9 protein-coding genes and 3 rRNA genes are annotated in these 21,347 nt (G+C 47.9%); all 12 read right to left on the bottom strand.

Going from position 1 to position 21,347, the window contains the following annotated elements:
• Positions 1–47 precede the first annotated feature (47 nt).
• Positions 48–656 (bottom strand): transcriptional repressor LexA, encoded by a 609-nt coding sequence (gene lexA, locus ELR70_RS06355; protein ID WP_054017508.1) that lies wholly within the window; start codon positions 654–656, stop codon positions 48–50.
• Between the two features lie 156 nt (positions 657–812).
• The gene (locus ELR70_RS24790; protein WP_160317427.1) at positions 813–974 is read right to left on the bottom strand and encodes a hypothetical protein; all 162 of its coding nucleotides are present in this window, start codon (positions 972–974) and stop codon (positions 813–815) included.
• Positions 975–1,231: 257 nt separating this feature from the next.
• On the bottom strand, positions 1,232–1,438 hold the full coding sequence (locus ELR70_RS24785) for a hypothetical protein (RefSeq protein ID WP_054017507.1): 207 nt from the start codon (positions 1,436–1,438) through the stop codon (positions 1,232–1,234).
• Positions 1,439–2,140: 702 nt separating this feature from the next.
• A 5S ribosomal RNA gene (gene rrf, locus ELR70_RS06345) occupies positions 2,141–2,255 on the bottom strand.
• A gap of 117 nt (positions 2,256–2,372) precedes the next feature.
• Positions 2,373–5,254 (bottom strand): 23S ribosomal RNA (locus tag ELR70_RS06340).
• A gap of 291 nt (positions 5,255–5,545) precedes the next feature.
• Positions 5,546–7,078, bottom strand: a 16S ribosomal RNA gene (locus ELR70_RS06335).
• Together the 16S, 23S and 5S rRNA genes form the textbook arrangement of a ribosomal RNA operon.
• 1,399 nt (positions 7,079–8,477) lie before the next feature.
• The gene (gene tuf, locus ELR70_RS06330; protein ID WP_054017727.1) at positions 8,478–9,662 is read right to left on the bottom strand and encodes an elongation factor Tu; all 1,185 of its coding nucleotides are present in this window, start codon (positions 9,660–9,662) and stop codon (positions 8,478–8,480) included.
• A 57-nt stretch (positions 9,663–9,719) separates the two neighbouring features.
• Complete coding sequence (fusA, locus tag ELR70_RS06325; protein ID WP_054016908.1) at positions 9,720–11,834, bottom strand: elongation factor G; 2,115 nt, start codon at positions 11,832–11,834, stop codon at positions 9,720–9,722.
• Positions 11,835–11,861: 27 nt separating this feature from the next.
• Positions 11,862–12,332 (bottom strand): 30S ribosomal protein S7, encoded by a 471-nt coding sequence (gene rpsG, locus ELR70_RS06320; RefSeq protein ID WP_046003850.1) that lies wholly within the window; start codon positions 12,330–12,332, stop codon positions 11,862–11,864.
• A 102-nt stretch (positions 12,333–12,434) separates the two neighbouring features.
• Positions 12,435–12,809: a 30S ribosomal protein S12 gene (gene rpsL / locus ELR70_RS06315; RefSeq protein WP_010387308.1), complete on the bottom strand. Its 375-nt coding sequence runs from the start codon at positions 12,807–12,809 to the stop codon at positions 12,435–12,437.
• Between the two features lie 191 nt (positions 12,810–13,000).
• Positions 13,001–17,182, bottom strand: a complete 4,182-nt coding sequence (gene rpoC / locus ELR70_RS06310; RefSeq protein WP_054016909.1) for a DNA-directed RNA polymerase subunit beta' — start codon at positions 17,180–17,182, stop codon at positions 13,001–13,003.
• Between the two features lie 95 nt (positions 17,183–17,277).
• Positions 17,278–21,303 carry a DNA-directed RNA polymerase subunit beta gene (rpoB, locus tag ELR70_RS06305; protein WP_054016910.1) on the bottom strand — a complete coding sequence of 1,342 codons (4,026 nt, stop codon included), beginning with the start codon at positions 21,301–21,303 and terminating at the stop codon, positions 17,278–17,280.
• Positions 21,304–21,347: the final 44 nt, after the last annotated feature.

The raw sequence follows: 21,347 nt of genomic DNA, 5'->3' as shown, positions 1-21,347 counted from the left end.
AGACGTAAAATTCGCCCGACTTGATTGCGCCGGGCGATAGGAAATATTTAAATATCACTGCGGATGACGCCGACGGCCAGGCCTTCGACAGAGAAGTTCTGTTGCTCTAGATCCACTTCAATAGGAGAGAAATCTTCATTTTCAGCATGCAAGTATACTTTTTTACCTAGCTTCTCAAAGCGCTTAACTGTTACATCTTCCTCAACCCGAGCAACGACAACCTGTCCGTTATTCACAACCTGAGTACGGTGCACTGCCAATAAATCACCATCCATAATCCCAATGTTTTTCATACTCATACCATTGACTCTCAATAGGTAGTCTGCGGCAGGATGGAACATCGCAGGGTCGACTGAACAATGACTTTCAATGTGCTCTTGTGCAAGTATTGGCTCACCTGCGGCGACTCGACCAATTAAAGGCAAACCCAGTTGCTCAGGCTCGTCCTCAACTAAACGAATGCCTCGGCTTGCACCAGGAACCATTTCGATTACGCCTTTTTTAGCTAATGCTTTCAAGTGCTCTTCTGCAGCATTTGCACTGCGGAACCCAAGCGAATCCGCGATCTCTGCTCGAGTCGGCGGCATGCCAGTATCCTTAATGAAAACTTTTATAAGTTCAAAAACTTGTTCTTGTCGTTTTGTAAGTGGTCGCATATAACTGGTTTTCCATACAGTGCATTTACTGTGAGTATATACAGTTATCATTTTTTCGCAATGGTTAATCGTTGCTAACCAGTAAAGGAATTTCAGTCATACATTTAAACCTGTTGGTTATTAGATACAATCCTGTTCCTCATTCATTGTGCGCCGTCAATGATTCAGCTGCCAGCCTGAACGAACAGTGTTTTCAACAACTCCTTTGTCATCCCGCACGCGATGCGGGAACTGTTTAAACCAGCTTTTCAGTGCTGAGCAGGCTCGCTCGGGTGTATTTGCCGTACATTCGATGTGGCCTTCCAGTAGCAGCTCCATGCTCTCCCTGCTCTACGATAATTGCCAACAACTCAGTCGCCATCCCGCACGCAATGCGGACGCTGCTTAAACCAATTTTCGGTGTTGAGTAGTTTTATACCAATTTCACTTAATACCTGTTCTATTTGAAGGAGCAAATATGACGCTAACGGCGTTAAAAATTTCTCATTTAGAACAACTAAATAGCAAAATTTTTGCCTTGTTATCGACCCTATTTTCTCGCCTCAAAATAGAACACTTAATTAAACAAATTGGTATTATTTCGGTGTATTTGTCATACGTACGGCGTGGTCTGTTGGTAGATCCCGCATCAAGTGCAGGATGACGGTAATGTAGACCTGCTTGAATGAAGAAATGTCAGCGTTCTCAACATAAATATTTTTAAATCCAAACGCAAAAAAAAGCCCGACTTTTTCGAATCGGGCTTTAATGTACAGGGAGGTACGAATGTCGATGATATTCATGGATGAATGTCTTTCGTCGACCTCTAGATAGGAGCTTGGCAATGGTCCGGTTGGCGGCCAGAGGCCTTAGCGTTCAGTCGGTGGAAAGTGAAATTGTTCACTTTCCATAATCCGCCTTCACCCTACTTTCACATGGACGAAATGAGACCGAAGCAACGCTTCGCAGCTCACTGAGATGAGCGCAAGGACCCATATGGATGTGGTGAAGTAGAATAATGCAGGAGCAATTATCGAGATGCGCGATGGGACCCAGCTTCATGGATGAATAGACAACGCTATTCTATCTACAGCTTCATCGACACCTTTTTAAATCGCACATAGCAAAAAACCCGCTGCATTGCTGCAACGGGTTTGACGTACATGGAAGTACTAATGTCGATGATATTCATGGATGAATGTCTTTCATCGACCTACTTATAAGGCCCTGGCGATGTCCTACTTTCACATGGGAAAGACTCGCCGTCCGCCCCACACACTATCATCGGCCGGGGCCGACCCTTCGGCTATTTCGTTTCACTACTGAGTTCGGCATGGGCGGGGCTGGCCTTCCAGTCAGGTGGTTCCAAAATGCCTCCTACCACGCTAATTTTAATCATAAACGCAAAAAAGCCCAACTCTTTCGAATCGGGCTTTGATGTACAAGGAGGTACGAATGTCGATGATATTCATGGATGAATGTCTTTCGTCGACCTCTAATTAGGAGCTTGGCAATGTCCTACTTTCACATGGGAAACCCCACACTATCATCGGCGCTATTTCGTTTCACTACTGAGTTCGGCATGGAGTCAGGTGGTTCCAAAACGCTATGGTTACCAAGCATAAACTGTTGTGCAAGACGTTTATCAACATCTCACTAAAATCTGGAAAAGCGTATTAAATTCTGTCGTCTACTTTATTTCTTAACTTCTAACAAACAAAACCACTTTGGCGTTGTATGGTTAAGCCTCACGGGTAATTAGTACGAGTTAGCTCAATGGCTCACACCACTTCCACATCTCGCCTATCAACGTTGTAGTCTTCAACGGCCCTTCAGTTAACTCTAAGTTAAAGTGAGAACTCATCTCGAGGCTCGCTTCCCGCTTAGATGCTTTCAGCGGTTATCGATTCCGAACGTAGCTACCGGGCAATGCCATTGGCATGACAACCCGAACACCAGCGGTTCGTCCACTCCGGTCCTCTCGTACTAGGAGCAGCCCCTCTCAATTCTCAAACGCCCACGGCAGATAGGGACCGAACTGTCTCACGACGTTCTAAACCCAGCTCGCGTACCACTTTAAATGGCGAACAGCCATACCCTTGGGACCGACTTCAGCCCCAGGATGTGATGAGCCGACATCGAGGTGCCAAACACCGCCGTCGATATGAACTCTTGGGCGGTATCAGCCTGTTATCCCCGGAGTACCTTTTATCCGTTGAGCGATGGCCCTTCCATTCAGAACCACCGGATCACTATGACCTACTTTCGTACCTGCTCGACGTGTCTGTCTCGCAGTTAAGCTGGCTTCTACCATTACACTAACCGTACGATGTCCGACCGTACTTAGCCAACCTTCGTGCTCCTCCGTTACTCTTTGGGAGGAGACCGCCCCAGTCAAACTACCCACCAGGCACTGTCCTCAACCCCGATTAGGGGCCTAAGTTAGAACATCAACACTACAAGGGTGGTATTTCAAGGTCGGCTCCACAGAAACTAGCGTTCCTGCTTCAAAGCCTCCCACCTATCCTACACATGTAGGGTCAATGTTCAGTGCCAAGCTGTAGTAAAGGTTCACGGGGTCTTTCCGTCTAGCCGCGGGTACACAGCATCTTCACTGCGATTTCAATTTCACTGAGTCTCGGGTGGAGACAGCGTGGCCATGGTTACACCATTCGTGCAGGTCGGAACTTACCCGACAAGGAATTTCGCTACCTTAGGACCGTTATAGTTACGGCCGCCGTTTACCGGGGCTTCGATCAAGAGCTTCGCCTAAGCTAACCCCATCAATTAACCTTCCGGCACCGGGCAGGTGTCACACCGTATACGTCATCTTACGATTTTGCACAGTGCTGTGTTTTTAATAAACAGTCCCAGCCACCTGGTCACTGCGGCTCTCGTCTGCTTACGGAGCAAGTCCTTCACAAACAAGAGCGTACCTTCTCCCGAAGTTACGGTACAATTTTGCCTAGTTCCTTCACCCGAGTTCTCTCAAGCGCCTTAGTATTCTCTACCTGACCACCTGTGTCGGTTTAGGGTACGATTCGATATAAACTGAAGCTTAGAGGCTTTTCCTGGAAGTAGGGCATCAACAACTTCACCACCGTAGTGGCTCGTCTCGACTCTCAGCCTTAGCGACCCGGATTTTCCTAAGTCACCAGCCTACAGCCTTTCACATGGACAACCAACGCCATGCTTGCCTAGCCTGCTCCGTCCCCCCATCGCATTTATACCAAGTACGGGAATATTAACCCGTTTCCCATCGACTACGCTCTTCAGCCTCGCCTTAGGGGTCGACTCACCCTACCCTGATTAACATGGGATAGGAACCCTTGGTCTTCCGGCGTGCGGGTTTTTCACCCGCATTATCGTTACTCATGTCAGCATTCGCACTTCTGATATGTCCAGCATGCCTCCCGGCACACCTTCAGCCACTTACAGAACGCTCCCCTACCCCGCGAACTAAGTTCGCAGCCGTAGCTTCGGTGGTATGTTTAGCCCCGTTACATCTTCCGCGCAGGCCGACTCGACTAGTGAGCTATTACGCTTTCTTTAAAGGATGGCTGCTTCTAAGCCAACCTCCTAGCTGTTTTAGCCTTCCCACATCGTTTCCCACTTAACATACACTTTGGGACCTTAGCTGACGGTCTGGGTTGTTTCCCTCTCCACGATGGACGTTAGCACCCACCGTGTGTCTCCCGGATAGTACTTTACGGTATTCGGAGTTTGCAAAGGGTTGGTAAGTCGGGATGACCCCCTAGCCTTAACAGTGCTCTACCCCCGTAAGTATTCGTCCGAGGCTCTACCTAAATAGATTTCGGGGAGAACCAGCTATCTCCCGGTTTGATTAGCCTTTCACTCCTAGCCACAGGTCATCCCCTAACTTTTCAACGTTAGTGGGTTCGGTCCTCCAGTCAGTGTTACCTGACCTTCAACCTGCCCATGGCTAGATCACCGGGTTTCGGGTCTATACCCTGCAACTTAAGCGCCCAGTTAAGACTCGCTTTCGCTACGGCTCCCCTAAATGGTTAACCTTGCTACAGAATATAAGTCGCTGACCCATTATACAAAAGGTACGCAGTCACATAACAAGTATGCTCCTACTGCTTGTACGTACACGGTTTCAGGTTCTATTTCACTCCCCTCACAGGGGTTCTTTTCGCCTTTCCCTCACGGTACTGGTTCACTATCGGTCAGTTGGGAGTATTTAGCCTTGGAGGATGGTCCCCCCATATTCAGTCAAAGTTTCACGTGCTCCGACCTACTCGATTTCACTTTAAATAAGTTGTCGTGTACGGGACTGTCACCCTGTATCGTCATACTTTCCAGAATGTTCCACTAACTACATTAAAGCTTAAGGGCTAATCCGATTTCGCTCGCCGCTACTTTCGGAATCTCGGTTGATTTCTTTTCCTACGGGTACTTAGATGTTTCAGTTCTCCGCGTTCGCCTCGTTAACCTATGTATTCAGTTAACGATGACCCAAAGGGCCGGGTTTCCCCATTCGGAAATCCTAGTCTCAAGCGCCTCTTACTGGCTTGACTAGGCTTATCGCAAGTTAGTACGTCCTTCATCGCCTCCAACTGCCAAGGCATCCACCGTGTACGCTTAGTCACTTAACCATACAACCCGAAGTGGTTTATTACTTTGAGGTGTATGTGTCAAAGACAGTTTTAACTTCGCCAGAAGTTAAGTAATACTAAAGTAGACGCTAATTAATCCGTTCTTTATACAAAGAATTGATTAATCGGCATTTTTCTTTCGAAAACTCTATAGAACAACAATTTTCATTGTTATTCCGAGAATTTAATATCAGCTTTCCAAATTTTTAAAGAGCAATATCACTCGGCAAGTAAACTCACCAAGCAACAATCATCTGTGTGGACACTTCGAACAAATCAGTTCTAAGTCGATAAGGAGGTGATCCAGCCCCAGGTTCCCCTAGGGCTACCTTGTTACGACTTCACCCCAGTCATGAATCACTCCGTGGTGAACGCCCTCCCGAAGGTTAAGCTATCCACTTCTGGAGCAACCCACTCCCATGGTGTGACGGGCGGTGTGTACAAGGCCCGGGAACGTATTCACCGCGGCATTCTGATCCGCGATTACTAGCGATTCCGACTTCATGGAGTCGAGTTGCAGACTCCAATCCGGACTACGACATACTTTAAGTGATTCGCTTACTATCGCTAGTTCGCAGCACTCTGTATATGCCATTGTAGCACGTGTGTAGCCCTACACGTAAGGGCCATGATGACTTGACGTCGTCCCCACCTTCCTCCGGTTTATCACCGGCAGTCTCCTTAGAGTTCCCGACCGAATCGCTGGCAACTAAGGATAAGGGTTGCGCTCGTTGCGGGACTTAACCCAACATCTCACAACACGAGCTGACGACAGCCATGCAGCACCTGTATCAGAGTTCCCGAAGGCACCAAACCATCTCTGGTAAGTTCTCTGTATGTCAAGTGTAGGTAAGGTTCTTCGCGTTGCATCGAATTAAACCACATGCTCCACCGCTTGTGCGGGCCCCCGTCAATTCATTTGAGTTTTAACCTTGCGGCCGTACTCCCCAGGCGGTCTACTTAATGCGTTAGCTTTGGAAAAGTTGTCCGAAGACCCCAGCTCCTAGTAGACATCGTTTACGGCGTGGACTACCAGGGTATCTAATCCTGTTTGCTCCCCACGCTTTCGTACATGAGCGTCAGTGTTGACCCAGGTGGCTGCCTTCGCCATCGGTATTCCTTCAGATCTCTACGCATTTCACCGCTACACCTGAAATTCTACCACCCTCTATCACACTCTAGTTTGCCAGTTCGAAATGCAGTTCCCAGGTTAAGCCCGGGGCTTTCACATCTCGCTTAACAAACCGCCTGCGTACGCTTTACGCCCAGTAATTCCGATTAACGCTCGCACCCTCCGTATTACCGCGGCTGCTGGCACGGAGTTAGCCGGTGCTTCTTCTGTCAGTAACGTCACAGCTAGCAGGTATTAACTACTAACCTTTCCTCCTGACTGAAAGTGCTTTACAACCCGAAGGCCTTCTTCACACACGCGGCATGGCTGCATCAGGCTTGCGCCCATTGTGCAATATTCCCCACTGCTGCCTCCCGTAGGAGTCTGGACCGTGTCTCAGTTCCAGTGTGGCTGATCATCCTCTCAAACCAGCTAGGGATCGTCGCCTTGGTGAGCCGTTACCTCACCAACTAGCTAATCCCACTTGGGCCAATCTAAAGGCGAGAGCCGAAGCCCCCTTTGGTCCGTAGACATTATGCGGTATTAGCCATCGTTTCCAATGGTTGTCCCCCACCTAAAGGCATGTTCCCAAGCATTACTCACCCGTCCGCCGCTCGTCATCTTCTAGCAAGCTAGAAATGTTACCGCTCGACTTGCATGTGTTAGGCCTGCCGCCAGCGTTCAATCTGAGCCATGATCAAACTCTTCAATTAAAAGTTTTTTGAAACCGAAGTTTCGTGCTCATTGAATTCTGATTTTGATACCTGTCGGTATCGAATTGACTGTGCTGAATAAACTATGTTTATTCCGTTGGTCACTCAGCTCAATTGAGACTCTAAATTTGTTTGCGTCATCTAGCGATCTAGAATCTGCTGTTAGAACTCAATCTGTACGAGTGCCCACACAGATGATTGCTTCATATTTTTAAAGAACATAATCCGGTTACCCGGTGTAACTAACCTTAGTTAGTTACCGCAGCCTTGCTGCGAAGTGGAGCGCCATATTAACCGCTTCACTTTTAAAGTCAACTAGAAAATTTAATTTTTCTTAATTAAGCTTTCCGTTTGGCTTTCCCTTCACTTGGCTCGTTGCTTTTCAGCGTTGTGCCCCGTGTCGGTGGATGCGCATTATAGGGAAATCGAAACCCAGCGCAACCCCTTTTTTGAAGAAAAGTGAGAAAAACAGTGCGTTTGGACAAAATACAATCAAAGAGACGTTTTTTGATATGTTTTTGAGCAGATTTTCCCATTAAAGAAGGTGGAATGAGCCACTTTAGAAAAACTCCGTACTTATCTCTCATATTGCAAACATTAAAAAAGGCCACACTCTTTATTAGAGAACGGCCTTTTTCACAATGCTTATTGCATTAACTAAAGTCGATATTACTCAACGATAGTTGCAACTAGCACCTACATTACCCTGTGGAAGGCGCCACCTATCGTGCAAAGGATAATGACACAGTGCTTGCACTGACATTTCCTTTGCGCAAGGGCGACGAATGACCGAAGCACCGCTTCGCAGCATGAGGAGGTGAGCGCACGGATGCGCGATGGGCGTCGCTACATGGATGTACTTCCACACCGCATTTTCCATCGCCATACTTCAGGCATTAAAAAAGACCACGCTCTTTATTAGAGAATGGCCTTTTTCACAATGCTTATTGCATTAACTAAAGTCGATATTACTCAACGATAGTTGCAACTAGCACCTACATTACCCTGTGGAAGGCGCCACCTATCGTGCAAAGGATAATGACACAGTGCTTGCACTGACATTTCCTTTGCGCAAGGGCGACGAATGAACGAAGCACCGCTTCGCAGCATAAGGAGGTGAGCGCAAGGATGCGCGATGGGCGTGGCTACATGGATGTATTTCCACACTAAATTATCCATTCTCATACTTCAGGCATTAAAAAAGGCCGCACCTTTTACAAGGAAACGACCTTTTCACAGTGTTACTGCAATCTGTAGATTATTCTACGATTATAGCTACAAGCACCAACATTACCTTGTAGAGAATGCCGCCTTCACATGATGACTTTCACTCAGGCATTAAAAAAGGCCACCGAGGTGACCTTTTTTACAATGCTTATTGCATTAACTAAAGTCGATATTACTCAACGATAGTTGCAACAACACCAGCACCAACTGTACGGCCACCTTCACGGATCGCGAAACGTAGACCTTCGTCCATCGCGATTGGGCAGATCAGCTCAACAGTCATCTTGATGTTGTCACCAGGCATTACCATTTCAACGCCTTCTGGCAGCTCAACGTTACCAGTTACGTCAGTTGTACGGAAGTAGAACTGTGGACGGTAGCCTTTGAAGAATGGAGTGTGACGACCACCTTCATCTTTAGACAGTACGTATACTTCTGAAGTGAACTTAGTGTGCGGAGTGATTGAACCAGGCTTAGCAAGAACCTGACCACGCTCAACTTCGTCACGCTTAGTACCACGTAGAAGGGCACCGATGTTCTCACCTGCACGACCTTCGTCAAGCAGCTTACGGAACATTTCAACACCTGTACAAGTTGTCTTCGTAGTTTCTTTGATACCTACGATTTCAACTTCGTCGTTCACGTTGATGATACCAGCTTCAACACGGCCAGTTACAACTGTACCACGACCCTGGATTGAGAATACGTCTTCGATAGGCATGATGAACGGCTTATCGATGTCACGCTCTGGCTCTGGGATGTAAGAATCTAGTGCTTCTGCAAGCTCAACGATCTTGTCTTCCCACTCTTTCTCGCCTTCAAGCGCTTTAAGAGCAGAACCCTGGATTAGAGGCAGGTCATCACCTGGGAAGTCGTACTCAGAAAGAAGTTCACGAACTTCCATCTCTACTAGCTCTAGTAGCTCTTCGTCGTCAACCATGTCACATTTGTTCATGAATACGATGATGTAAGGTACACCAACCTGACGAGAAAGTAGGATGTGCTCACGTGTTTGAGGCATAGGACCGTCAGTTGCAGCAACTACCAGGATCGCGCCGTCCATCTGAGCAGCACCAGTGATCATGTTTTTAACGTAGTCAGCGTGTCCAGGACAGTCAACGTGCGCGTAGTGGCGAGTTGGAGTGTCATACTCAACGTGTGAAGTTGAGATTGTGATACCACGCTCACGCTCTTCTGGAGCGTTATCGATTGATGCGAAGTCTTTCGCTTCACCACCGTATACTTTTGCAAGTACGTTAGTGATTGCTGCAGTTAGGGTAGTTTTACCGTGGTCAACGTGGCCGATAGTACCAACGTTAACGTGCGGTTTCGAACGTTCAAACTTTTCTTTTGCCATTTTCAAAATTCCTATAAAGAAATTAAAGTCCAGCCCTAAGACCGGACCGAACTAAAATTACTTAACAGCGCGAGCTGCAATAATTGCGTCAGCAACGTTTTTCGCCGCTTCTGCGTACTTGGAAAATTCCATTGAGTACGAAGCTCGACCTTGTGTTGCAGAACGAAGATCGGTTGCATAACCAAACATTTCAGACAGCGGCACCTGAGCATTAACTTGCTTCAGACCACCAAACGAGTCTTCCATACCTTCGATTATGCCTCGACGACGGTTAAGGTCGCCAACGACATCACCCATGTTTGCTTCAGGGGTGGTGACTTCTACCTTCATAACAGGCTCAAGAATCACAGGCTGCGCATCTAGCGCGCCTTTCTTGAAGCCCATTGCGCCGGCAATCTTAAACGCCATCTCATTTGAGTCGACATCGTGGAACGAGCCGTCAAACAAGGTAGCTTTCACACCCAGCATAGGATAACCCGCAAGAACACCTTGCTTCATCTGCTCCTGGATGCCTTTGTCAACCGCAGGAATGTATTCCTTAGGAACCGTACCACCTACGATTTCGTTTACGAATTCGTAAATTGGTGCGTCTTCATCAGCAACATCCATAGGCTCGAGCTTCAACCAAACGTGACCATACTGGCCGCGTCCGCCTGACTGACGTACGAATTTACCTTCGGCTTCAACCGAACCGCGGATCGTTTCACGATAAGCCACTTGTGGCTTACCTACGTTACATTCAACACTGAATTCACGTTTCATGCGATCTACGATGATATCCAGGTGGAGTTCACCCATACCTGAAATAATGGTTTGGCCTGATTCTTCGTCGGTTTCAACTCTGAAAGACGGGTCTTCCGCCGCCAGTTTACCCAGCGCGATACCCATTTTTTCTTGGTCAGCAACGGTCTTAGGCTCTACTGCCACTGAAATCACAGGCTCAGGGAATTCCATACGCTCTAGTGTGATAACAGCATCATGGGCACAAAGCGTGTCACCTGTGGTAACGTCTTTGAGACCAATTGCAGCAGCAATGTCCCCGGCGCGAACTTCTTTGATCTCTTCACGCGAGTTAGAGTGCATCTGAACGATACGTCCAAAGCGCTCTTTTTTGCCTTTAACTGGGTTATAAACCGAGTCACCCTGACCTACTGTGCCGGAATAAACTCGGAAGAAGGTAAGCGTACCAACAAAAGGGTCTGTGGCGATCTTAAACGCCAGAGCAGAAAACGGTGCGCTGTCGTCCGCAGGACGCGTTGCTTCGCTTTCATCTTCCAGGATACCCTGGATCTCTTTAACCTCAGTTGGAGATGGCATGTATTCGACAACGGCATCAAGCACAGCCTGAACACCTTTGTTTTTGAACGCACTACCACAGGTCATTGGCACAATTTCATTGTTCAATGTACGCTGACGGATCGCGGCCTTAATTTCGGCCTCGTTCAGTTCACCTTCTTCAAGATATTTGTCCATTAGCTCTTCAGAAGCTTCTGCAGCAGATTCGAGTAGCTCTGCGCGCCACTCCTCTGCCAGCTCCTGAAGTTCTGCCGGGATCTCTTCATAGTTGAAAGTCATCCCCTGGTCTTCAGCATTCCAGTTGATGGCTTTCATCTTGATGAGATCAATAACACCTTTAAATTCATCTTCAGCACCAATTGGTAACTGAATTGGCACAGGCGTAGCGCCAAGACGCTTTTTCACCTGATCCACAACGGCGAGAAAATCTGCGCCGGTACGGTCCATTTTATTGACGAAAATCATGCGAGGTACTTCGTACTTGTTCGCCTGACGCCAAACGGTTTCCGTTTGTGGTTGTACACCTGATGAAGCACATAATACGACTACAGCGCCATCTAGTACACGTAATGAACGTTCTACTTCGATGGTGAAGTCTACGTGTCCCGGAGTATCGATGATGTTTATGCGATGCTCATCAAACTGAGCATCCATCCCTTTCCAGAAACACGTGGTCGCAGCAGAAGTAATGGTAATACCACGCTCCTGCTCCTGCTCCATCCAGTCCATAGTTGCGGCACCATCATGTACCTCACCGATTTTGTGAGACAGGCCCGTGTAATAAAGTACACGTTCCGTAGTGGTGGTTTTCCCCGCATCTACGTGAGCACAGATCCCGATATTACGGTAGCGCTCAATAGGAGTTGTACGTGCCATATTATCCTCTTAAAGGTCTCGGGCAGATTACCAACGGTAGTGAGCGAATGCTTTGTTCGCTTCAGCCATACGGTGAACGTCTTCACGTTTCTTAACCGCAGTGCCTTTGTTGTCAGCAGCGTCAAGCATCTCTTGAGCCAGACGAAGGCCCATTGATTTCTCGCCACGCTTACGTGCAGCTTCAACCAACCAACGCATACCTAGTGCGTTGCGACGAACTGGACGTACTTCAACTGGTACCTGGTACGTAGAACCACCAACACGGCGAGATTTAACCTCAACCTGTGGACGTACGTTATCAAGTGCAGACTCGAAGATTTCTAGGTGCGACTTGCCTGATTTTTCAGCAGCCACGTCTAGCGCACCATATACGATTTTTTCAGCAGTAGACTTCTTACCGTCAAGCATTACTACGTTAACGAATTTAGCAAGAAGCTCTGATCCGAACTTCGGATCTGGAAGAATTTTACGTTGACCTATTACGCGTCTTCTAGGCATTTTCTTTCTCCGGTATCTTCAGGTTCGTCTTACTACGACGAATTCCCAAAACAAAATATATAAATTAAAACTTAAGTGCTTGGCCTTACTAACGGAGAACCATTAGCCCTTAGGACGTTTTGCACCGTACTTAGAACGACCTTGTTTACGGTCATTTACGCCAGCACAGTCAAGCGCGCCACGTACTGTGTGGAAACGCACACCTGGTAAGTCTTTAACACGACCACCACGGATAAGGATAACACTGTGCTCTTGCAAGTTGTGGCCTTCACCACCAATGTAAGATGTTACTTCGAAGCCGTTCGTTAGACGAACACGCGCTACTTTACGTAGTGCAGAGTTTGGCTTCTTAGGTGTAGTTGTATATACACGAGTACATACACCACGCTTTTGAGGACAAGCTTTAAGAGCAGCTGAGTTGCTCTTAGTAACCTTGCTGCGACGTGGCTTACGTACTAGCTGGTTAATAGTTGCCATTAAATAGCTCCTGAATTAATAAAAATTACTACTGAAAAAATCAAATTTCGCCAATTTAAACGTTCTGTTATTCGAACGAATAAATGGGTGGCGGAATTTTAATGAGCAAAGTTTAACCTGTCAACCAAAACAACTAAAAAGGCAGCGTTAAAGCTGCCTTTTTATTGTAATTGACGCGTTTTTCGTCAATTTTAGTCTTGGCCGCCAAGCAAGTCTGCGTTTAGTGCGTCAGTCAGTGCCTGAGATGCTTCTTCAGCACTTACTGTCTGCTCTTCAACTGCAGCTTCATTTTGCTTACGACGGTTGATGCGATCTAAGTGGTAAGAGAAACCGGTACCCGCTGGGATCAGACGACCCACGATAACGTTTTCTTTCAGACCACGTAGCTCATCACTCTTACCATTTACTGCGGCTTCAGTCAGGACACGAGTTGTTTCCTGGAACGAGGCTGCAGAGATGAAAGATTCTGTTGCCAGTGAGGCTTTAGTAATACCCATCAGCTGAATTTCGAACTTAGCTGGGATCTTACCTTGTTTCTCTAGCTCACGGTTTGCGATGTTAACGCGCGCCACTTCGGCTTGCTCGCCCGCCAGGAACTCACTGTCACCACCATCGATGATGATACATTTACGTAGCATCTGGCGAATGATGGTTTCGATGTGCTTATCGTTAATCTTTACACCCTGTAGACGATATACTTCTTGTACTTCGTTTACGATGTAGTTAGATACGTCAGTCACACCACGTAGACGTAAGATGTCGTGCGGAGACTCAGGGCCATCGGCGATAACTTCACCTTTAGATACCTGCTCACCCTCGAACACGTTCAGCTGACGCCATTTCGGGATCATTTCTTCGTATGCATCGCCCTCTGCCGGCGTGATCACCAGGCGCTTCTTACCTTTGGTTTCTTTACCAAAGCTAACGGTACCTGTGATTTCTGCCAGGATTGCTGGATCTTTCGGCTTACGTGCTTCGAATAGGTCAGCAACTCGAGGTAGACCACCCGTGATATCACGAGTCTTCGAACCTTCCTGAGGAATACGCGCCAATACGTCACCCGGCTGAGCCGTAGCACCATCTGTGATTTCGATGGTAGTGAACGAAGGCAGACGAATTTCCTGCAGGCCACGCTCTTCATTTTCAATGATAAGCTTAGGCTCTTTCGCATTCACCTTAGCAAGGTCTTTAACTACCACACGCGTCAGACCAGTCAGTTCGTCTGTCTGTGCTTCAGTGTTAGAATCGTCGATGTCGCTGAACGATACTTTAGACTCATGCTCGATGATGATTGGGTGACTGTGCGGATCCCAGGTTGCGACAATGTCGTTACCTTTGACTTCTGCACCGTCATTCACTGACAATACGGCACCGTAAGGCACTTTATAGCGCTCTTTCTCACGGCCTTGTTCGTCAATAACCGTAATTTCAGTCGAACGTGAGGTGATCACTATCTTACCGTCGGTATTGATTACGAACTTCGCATTGTGCAGCTTCATGCTACCGTTGTTCTTCACCTGAACGCTGTTTTCTGCAGACGCTCGAGATGCCGCACCACCGATGTGGAAGGTACGCATCGTCAGCTGGGTACCCGGCTCACCGATTGACTGTGCCGCGATAACACCCACAGACTCACCCGCATTGATGATATGGCCACGCGCCAGGTCACGACCGTAACAGTTAGCACATACACCAAAATCGTTTTCACAGGTGATAACCGAGCGTACTTTCACTTCGTCCACTGAGTGCTCTTCTAGCAGGTCACACAGTTTTTCATCAAGCATCACGTTACGCTCAACCAGCACTTCTTCAGTGCCAGGGATAACCACGTCTTCTGCTACAACACGACCCAATACACGCTCGCGTAGTGGTTCTACAACGTCACCACCTTCAATCAGCGGCTTCATCACTGTACCTTCAAGGGTACCACAATCGCTTTCGTTGATGACCAAGTCTTGTGCCACGTCTACCAGACGACGAGTCAGATAACCCGAGTTCGCTGTCTTAAGTGCCGTATCGGCTAGACCTTTACGCGCACCGTGCGTCGAGATGAAGTACTGTAGTACGTTCAGACCTTCACGGAAGTTCGCCGTGATAGGTGTTTCGATGATTGAACCATCCGGACGTGCCATCAGACCACGCATACCGGCTAGCTGACGGATCTGAGCGGCACTACCACGTGCGCCCGAGTCAGCCATCATGAATACTGAGTTGAAAGAGTCTTGCTCTTCTTCTTCACCTTTTGCATTCACAACCGTGTCTTTCGACAAGTTCGCCATCATCTCACGTGACAAGTTTTCATTAACACGTGACCAGATATCGATAACTTTGTTGTATTTCTCACCCGCAGTTACAAGACCAGACTGGAATTGCTGGTTGATTTCTGTAACTTCGGCTTCTGCCGCTTCGATGATACCTGCTTTCGTAGGTGGGATTACCATATCGTTAATACCGATAGAAACACCCGACTTCATCGCGTAGTGGAAACCGGTGTACATCACCTGGTCAGCAAAGATAACGGTATCTTTCAGACCCAGACGACGATAACACTCGTTCAACAAACCAGAGATCTGCTTTTTACCCAACGTGCGGTTGATCAACTCAAACGGCAGGCCGGTTGGCAAGATCAAGGACAGGATGGCACGACCAACTGTGGTTTCAACCACTTCAGTTACGTCTTTACGCTCACCTGTTTCGCCATCAATATGGACTTCTTCAATGCGTACTTTAACGCGTGCATGGAGTTCAGCCGCACCAGTACGATAAGCTTTTTCAGCTTCTTTCGCATCTTTGAAGGCAATGCCTTCACCTTTTGCATTGATGCGGTCACGAGTCATATAGTACAGACCCAATACAACGTCCTGTGAAGGTACGATGATTGGTTCACCGTTCGCAGGAGACAGGATGTTGTTGGTCGACATCATCAGGGCACGTGCTTCAAGCTGTGCTTCCAGTGTCAACGGTACGTGTACCGCCATTTGGTCACCATCGAAGTCAGCGTTATACGCCGCACACACTAGCGGGTGCAGGTGGATTGCTTTACCTTCGATCAGAACCGGTTCAAACGCCTGGATACCTAGTCTGTGAAGTGTAGGTGCACGGTTCAGTAGAACTGGGTGCTCGCGGATAACTTCATCTAGTACGTCCCAAACCTCTGGTACTTCGCGCTCAACCATCTTCTTCGCAGCTTTGATGGTTGTCGCCATGCCGCGACGCTCTAGTTTGCCGTAGATAAATGGCTTGAATAGCTCAAGTGCCATCTTCTTAGGCAGACCACACTGGTGTAATTTCAGTGTTGGGCCTACTGTGATTACAGAACGGCCTGAGTAGTCTACACGTTTACCTAGTAGGTTTTGACGGAAACGACCTTGCTTACCTTTGATCATGTCTGCAAGCGACTTCAGAGGACGCTTGTTAGAACCTGTGATCGCACGGCCGCGACGACCGTTATCTAGCAGTGCATCTACCGCTTCTTGCAACATACGCTTTTCGTTGCGTACGATGATGTCCGGTGCCGCCAAATCAAGTAGACGCTTAAGACGGTTGTTACGGTTGATAACACGACGGTATAAATCGTTCAGATCAGACGTCGCGAAACGACCACCATCCAGTGGTACCAATGGACGTAGATCAGGTGGCAGAACTGGCAGTACGCTCATTACCATCCACTCAGGGTTGTTACCTGACTGGTGGAACGCTTCCATCAACTTAAGACGCTTAGTAATCTTCTTACGCTTGGTCTCAGAATTGATAGTTGGCAGCTCTTCACGCATTTCTGCGATCAGTTGACCCAGATCCAGGTCACGTAGCAGATCAAGCACCGCTTCGGCACCCATCTTAGCTTCGAACTCGTCACCGTGCTCTTCCAGAGCATCCAGGTACTCTTCTTCACCTAACAGCTGGCCACGCTCAAGCGTAGTCATGCCAGGTTCAGTTACAACGAATGACTCGAAGTAAAGTACACGCTCGATATCACGAAGCGTCATGTCCAGCATCAGGCCGATACGAGACGGCAATGATTTTAGGAACCAAATGTGTGCAACTGGGCTTGCCAGCTCAATGTGACCCATGCGGTCACGGCGTACTTTAGTCAGTGTAACTTCAACGCCACACTTTTCACAGATCACACCACGGTGCTTCAAGCGCTTGTACTTACCACACAAACACTCATAATCTTTTACTGGGCCGAAGATACGGGCACAGAATAAGCCGTCACGCTCAGGCTTGAAAGTACGGTAGTTAATTGTCTCAGGTTTCTTTACCTCACCGTAGGACCATGAACGCACCATGTCCGGCGAAGCAAGACCAATGCGAATTGCATCGAATTCTTCGGTCTTATTTTGTTGCTTCAGAAACTTAAGTAAGTCTTTCACCTTAGCTCTCCTGTCGGAGTTAATCTTGAGGGCAAGCCAGGCTTGCCCCTTCATTCTTTTCAGTCCGGTCTGGGCCGCTTAGGCGGCCCGGCGGATCAACTTTCTTCCAATTCGATGTTGATACCCAGCGAGCGGATCTCTTTCAACAATACGTTGAATGATTCCGGCATGCCCGGCTCCATCTTATGGTTGCCGTCTACGATGTTCTTATACATCTTAGTACGACCATTTACGTCATCCGACTTAACTGTCAGCATTTCCTGTAGCGTGTAGGCAGCACCGTATGCTTCAAGTGCCCATACCTCCATCTCACCGAAACGCTGACCACCGAACTGTGCCTTACCACCCAGCGGCTGCTGAGTAACCAGGCTGTAAGAACCGGTAGAACGTGCGTGCATCTTGTCATCAACAAGGTGGTTCAGTTTCAGCATATACATGTAGCCGACCGTTACCTGACGCTCAAATGCATCACCAGTACGACCATCATATAGCGTTACCTGACCACTTCGTGGGTAACCACCCAGCTCTAGCATGTCTTTGATTTCAGCTTCGCGAGCACCGTCAAACGCAGGTGTCGCGATTGGTAGACCGCCTTTGAGGTTGTGTGCCAAGCGACGGATCTCATCATCAGAGAAGTTCTCAATATCTACTTTCTGACGACAGTCACCAATTTCGTAAGCTTTCTTGATGAAGTCGCGCATTTCGTGCAGTTCACGTTGCTCTTTCATCATGTCTTCGATGCGCTCACCGATACCACGTGCAGCAAGACCCATGTGAGTTTCAAGGATCTGACCGATGTTCATCCGCGATGGTACACCCAGCGGGTTCAGAACGATGTCTACCGTACGACCTTTGTCATCGTAAGGCATGTCTTCAACAGGCACGATAGTAGAGATAACACCCTTGTTACCGTGACGACCCGCCATCTTATCACCCGGTTGGATGCGACGCTTAACAGCCAGGTAAACCTTAACGATCTTCAGTACACCCGGCGCCAGGTCATCACCTTGAGTGATCTTACGACGCTTGTTCTCGAACTTCTTATCGTATTCAGCTTTCAGCTCGTCGTACTGCGCTGCCAGTTGCTCCAGCTCAGCTTGCTGCTCTTCGTCAGCCAGGCTTTGCGTCAGTAACTTATCAGCGTTTAGATCAGCGATCTTGTCTTCGCTCAGACCAGCACGTACCAGCAGGTCACGCGCACGAGTCAGGATACCACCTTCAAGAATACGGAACTCTTCGTTGAAGTCTTTCTTCGCTTCGCGAAGCTGCATGTCTTCAACTTCCAGCGCACGCTTGTCTTTTTCTACACCATCACGGGTAAAGACCTGAACGTCGATAACGGTACCAGATACAGAGTTAGGTACACGTAGTGAGCTGTCTTTCACATCAGACGCTTTTTCACCGAAAATAGCACGCAGTAGCTTCTCTTCAGGCGTTAATTGAGTTTCACCTTTAGGCGTTACTTTACCAACCAGGATATCGCCGCCTTTCACTTCAGCACCGATGTATACAACACCTGATTCGTCCAGCTTACCTAGCGCAGACTCACCCACGTTCGGGATATCAGCAGTGATCTCTTCTGGACCAAGCTTAGTATCACGTGCAATACACTGTAGTTCCTGGATGTGGATCGTAGTTAGACGATCTTCCTGAACAACGCGCTCAGACAGTAGAATTGAATCCTCGAAGTTATAACCATTCCATGGCATGAATGCCACACGCAGGTTTTGACCAAGAGCCAGGTCGCCTAGGTCAGTCGAAGGACCATCCGCCAGAACATCACCACGTACGACCGGTTCACCAACCATACAAGTTGGTTTTTGGTTGATACAGGTGTTCTGGTTAGAGCGGGTGTATTTAGTCAGGTTATAGATGTCGATACCTGCTTCACCAGGTACGCGCTCTTCTTCGTTCACGTTAACAACGATACGGCTTGCATCTGCATACTTCACCACACCGCCACGCTTAGCAACAATGGTTACACCAGAGTCTTTTGCCAGCGTACGCTCGATACCTGTACCTACCAGCGGCTTATCTGCGCGCAGTGTTGGTACAGCCTGACGTTGCATGTTCGATCCCATCAATGCACGGTTCGCATCATCGTGTTCAAGGAATGGGATAAGTGCTGCTGCCACAGAGATAACCTGCTGTGGAGATACATCCATATACTGGATGCTGTCGCTTGGCATAAAGGTTGATTCGCCTTTATAACGACATGGGATCAGCTCTTCTGCAAATTGGTTTTCTTCAGTCAGGTTAGTGTTCGCCTGTGCGATTACGAACTGACCTTCTTCAATTGCAGACAGGTAATCAACGTCATCCGTTACTACACCGTCAACGACTTTACGATATGGTGTTTCAAGGAAACCATAATCGTTAGTACGTGCGTATGTAGACAATGAGTTGATCAGACCGATGTTTGGACCTTCAGGCGTTTCGATAGGACAAACACGACCGTAGTGAGTAACGTGTACGTCTCGAACCTCGAAGCCAGCACGTTCACGAGTCAGACCACCCGGACCAAGTGCAGAAATACGACGCTTGTGCGTTACTTCTGACAGCGGGTTGTTCTGGTCCATAAACTGAGACAGCTGTGAAGAACCAAAGAATTCTTTAACGGCAGCAGAAATAGGCTTCGCATTGATCAGGTCCTGAGGCATCACGTTGTCCAGATCACCTAAGCTCAGACGCTCACGTACAGCACGCTCTACACGTACCAGACCTACGCGGAACTGGTTTTCTGCCATTTCACCTACAGAACGGATACGACGGTTACCTAAGTGGTCGATATCGTCCACATCGCCTTTACCGTTACGGATGTCGATCAACACCTTCATCACGCTAACAATGTCTTCTTTGCTCAGCGTGCCAGGGCCTGTGTCAGTGTCATAACCAACACGGCTGTTGAACTTCATACGACCAACCGTTGACAAATCATAGCGCTCGTCAGAGAAGAACAGGTTGTCAAACAACGCTTCCGCTGCTTCTTTTGTTGGTGGCTCACCCGGGCGCATCATACGGTAGATTTCTACCAGCGCTTCAAGACGGTTTGATGTGCTGTCAATACGCACAGTTTCCGACATGTAAGCACCGCTATCTACATCGTTGATGTACAGGGTATCAATTTTAGTGTGACCTGCTTTCACAAGCTCGGCCATCAACTCCAGAGACAGCTCAGCATTTGCTTCTGCAATGATCTCACCAGTTGATTCATCAATGTAGTTTCTCGCAACCACACGACCAATGATGTACTCATGCGGTACTTCAAGCTGGTCAATGCCCTTTTTCTCGATTGTTTTTATATGACGGGCTGTGATACGACGACCCTGTTCAACCAGGACTTCACCGTCTGCATCTTTGATATCAAAAGCAGCGGTTTCACCACGTAGTCGAGATGGCACCAATTCCATCATCACTTTGCCGTTTGTCACTTCGAACGCAGTGGTTTCGAAGAACATGCCAAGAATTTCTTCAGTTGAGAACTCAAGAGCACGTAGAATGATTGACGCAGGCAGTTTACGACGACGGTCGATACGTACAAACAGGTTATCTTTTACATCGAATTCAAAGTCTAACCACGAACCACGGTAAGGGATCACGCGTGCGTTATATAGTACTTTACCCGACGAGTGTGATTTACCACGGTCGTTATCAAAGAATACACCAGGTGAACGGTGTAGCTGAGAAACGATAACACGTTCAGTACCATTGATAACAAAAGTACCTGTGTCAGTCATGAGCGGGATTTCGCCCATGTAAACTTCTTGCTCTTTAATGTCTTTGACTGTGCCTGGTGCATCTTTGTCCATTAGCACAAGACGAAGTTTTACGCGAAGTGGAGCAGAAAAAGTCACACCGCGAATTTGACATTCTTTTACATCGAATACTGGCTCTCCAATACGATAGCTAACGTATTGAAGCTCAGAATTGCCCGAGTAGCTTTTGATCGGGAACACAGAACGGAATGCCGCTTCCAGTCCGGTATCACCATCAGCGTCCGGTGTAATGAACTTTTTGAACGATTCCAACTGCGTTTGCAAAAGGAAAGGTATGTCCAAAACTTGTGGACGTTTACCAAAATCCTTACGGATACGTTTCTTTTCAGAATAAGAGTAAGCCATGGGGTTCCTCAGCTTGCTGATCTTTGACCCAACCTGTTCATGGA

This window comes from Pseudoalteromonas sp. R3 (assembly GCF_004014715.1).
Taxonomy (GTDB): Bacteria; Pseudomonadota; Gammaproteobacteria; order Enterobacterales; family Alteromonadaceae; genus Pseudoalteromonas.
Note: the sequence above shows the minus strand (reverse complement) of the source record. Positions and strands in the feature narration are given on the sequence as shown.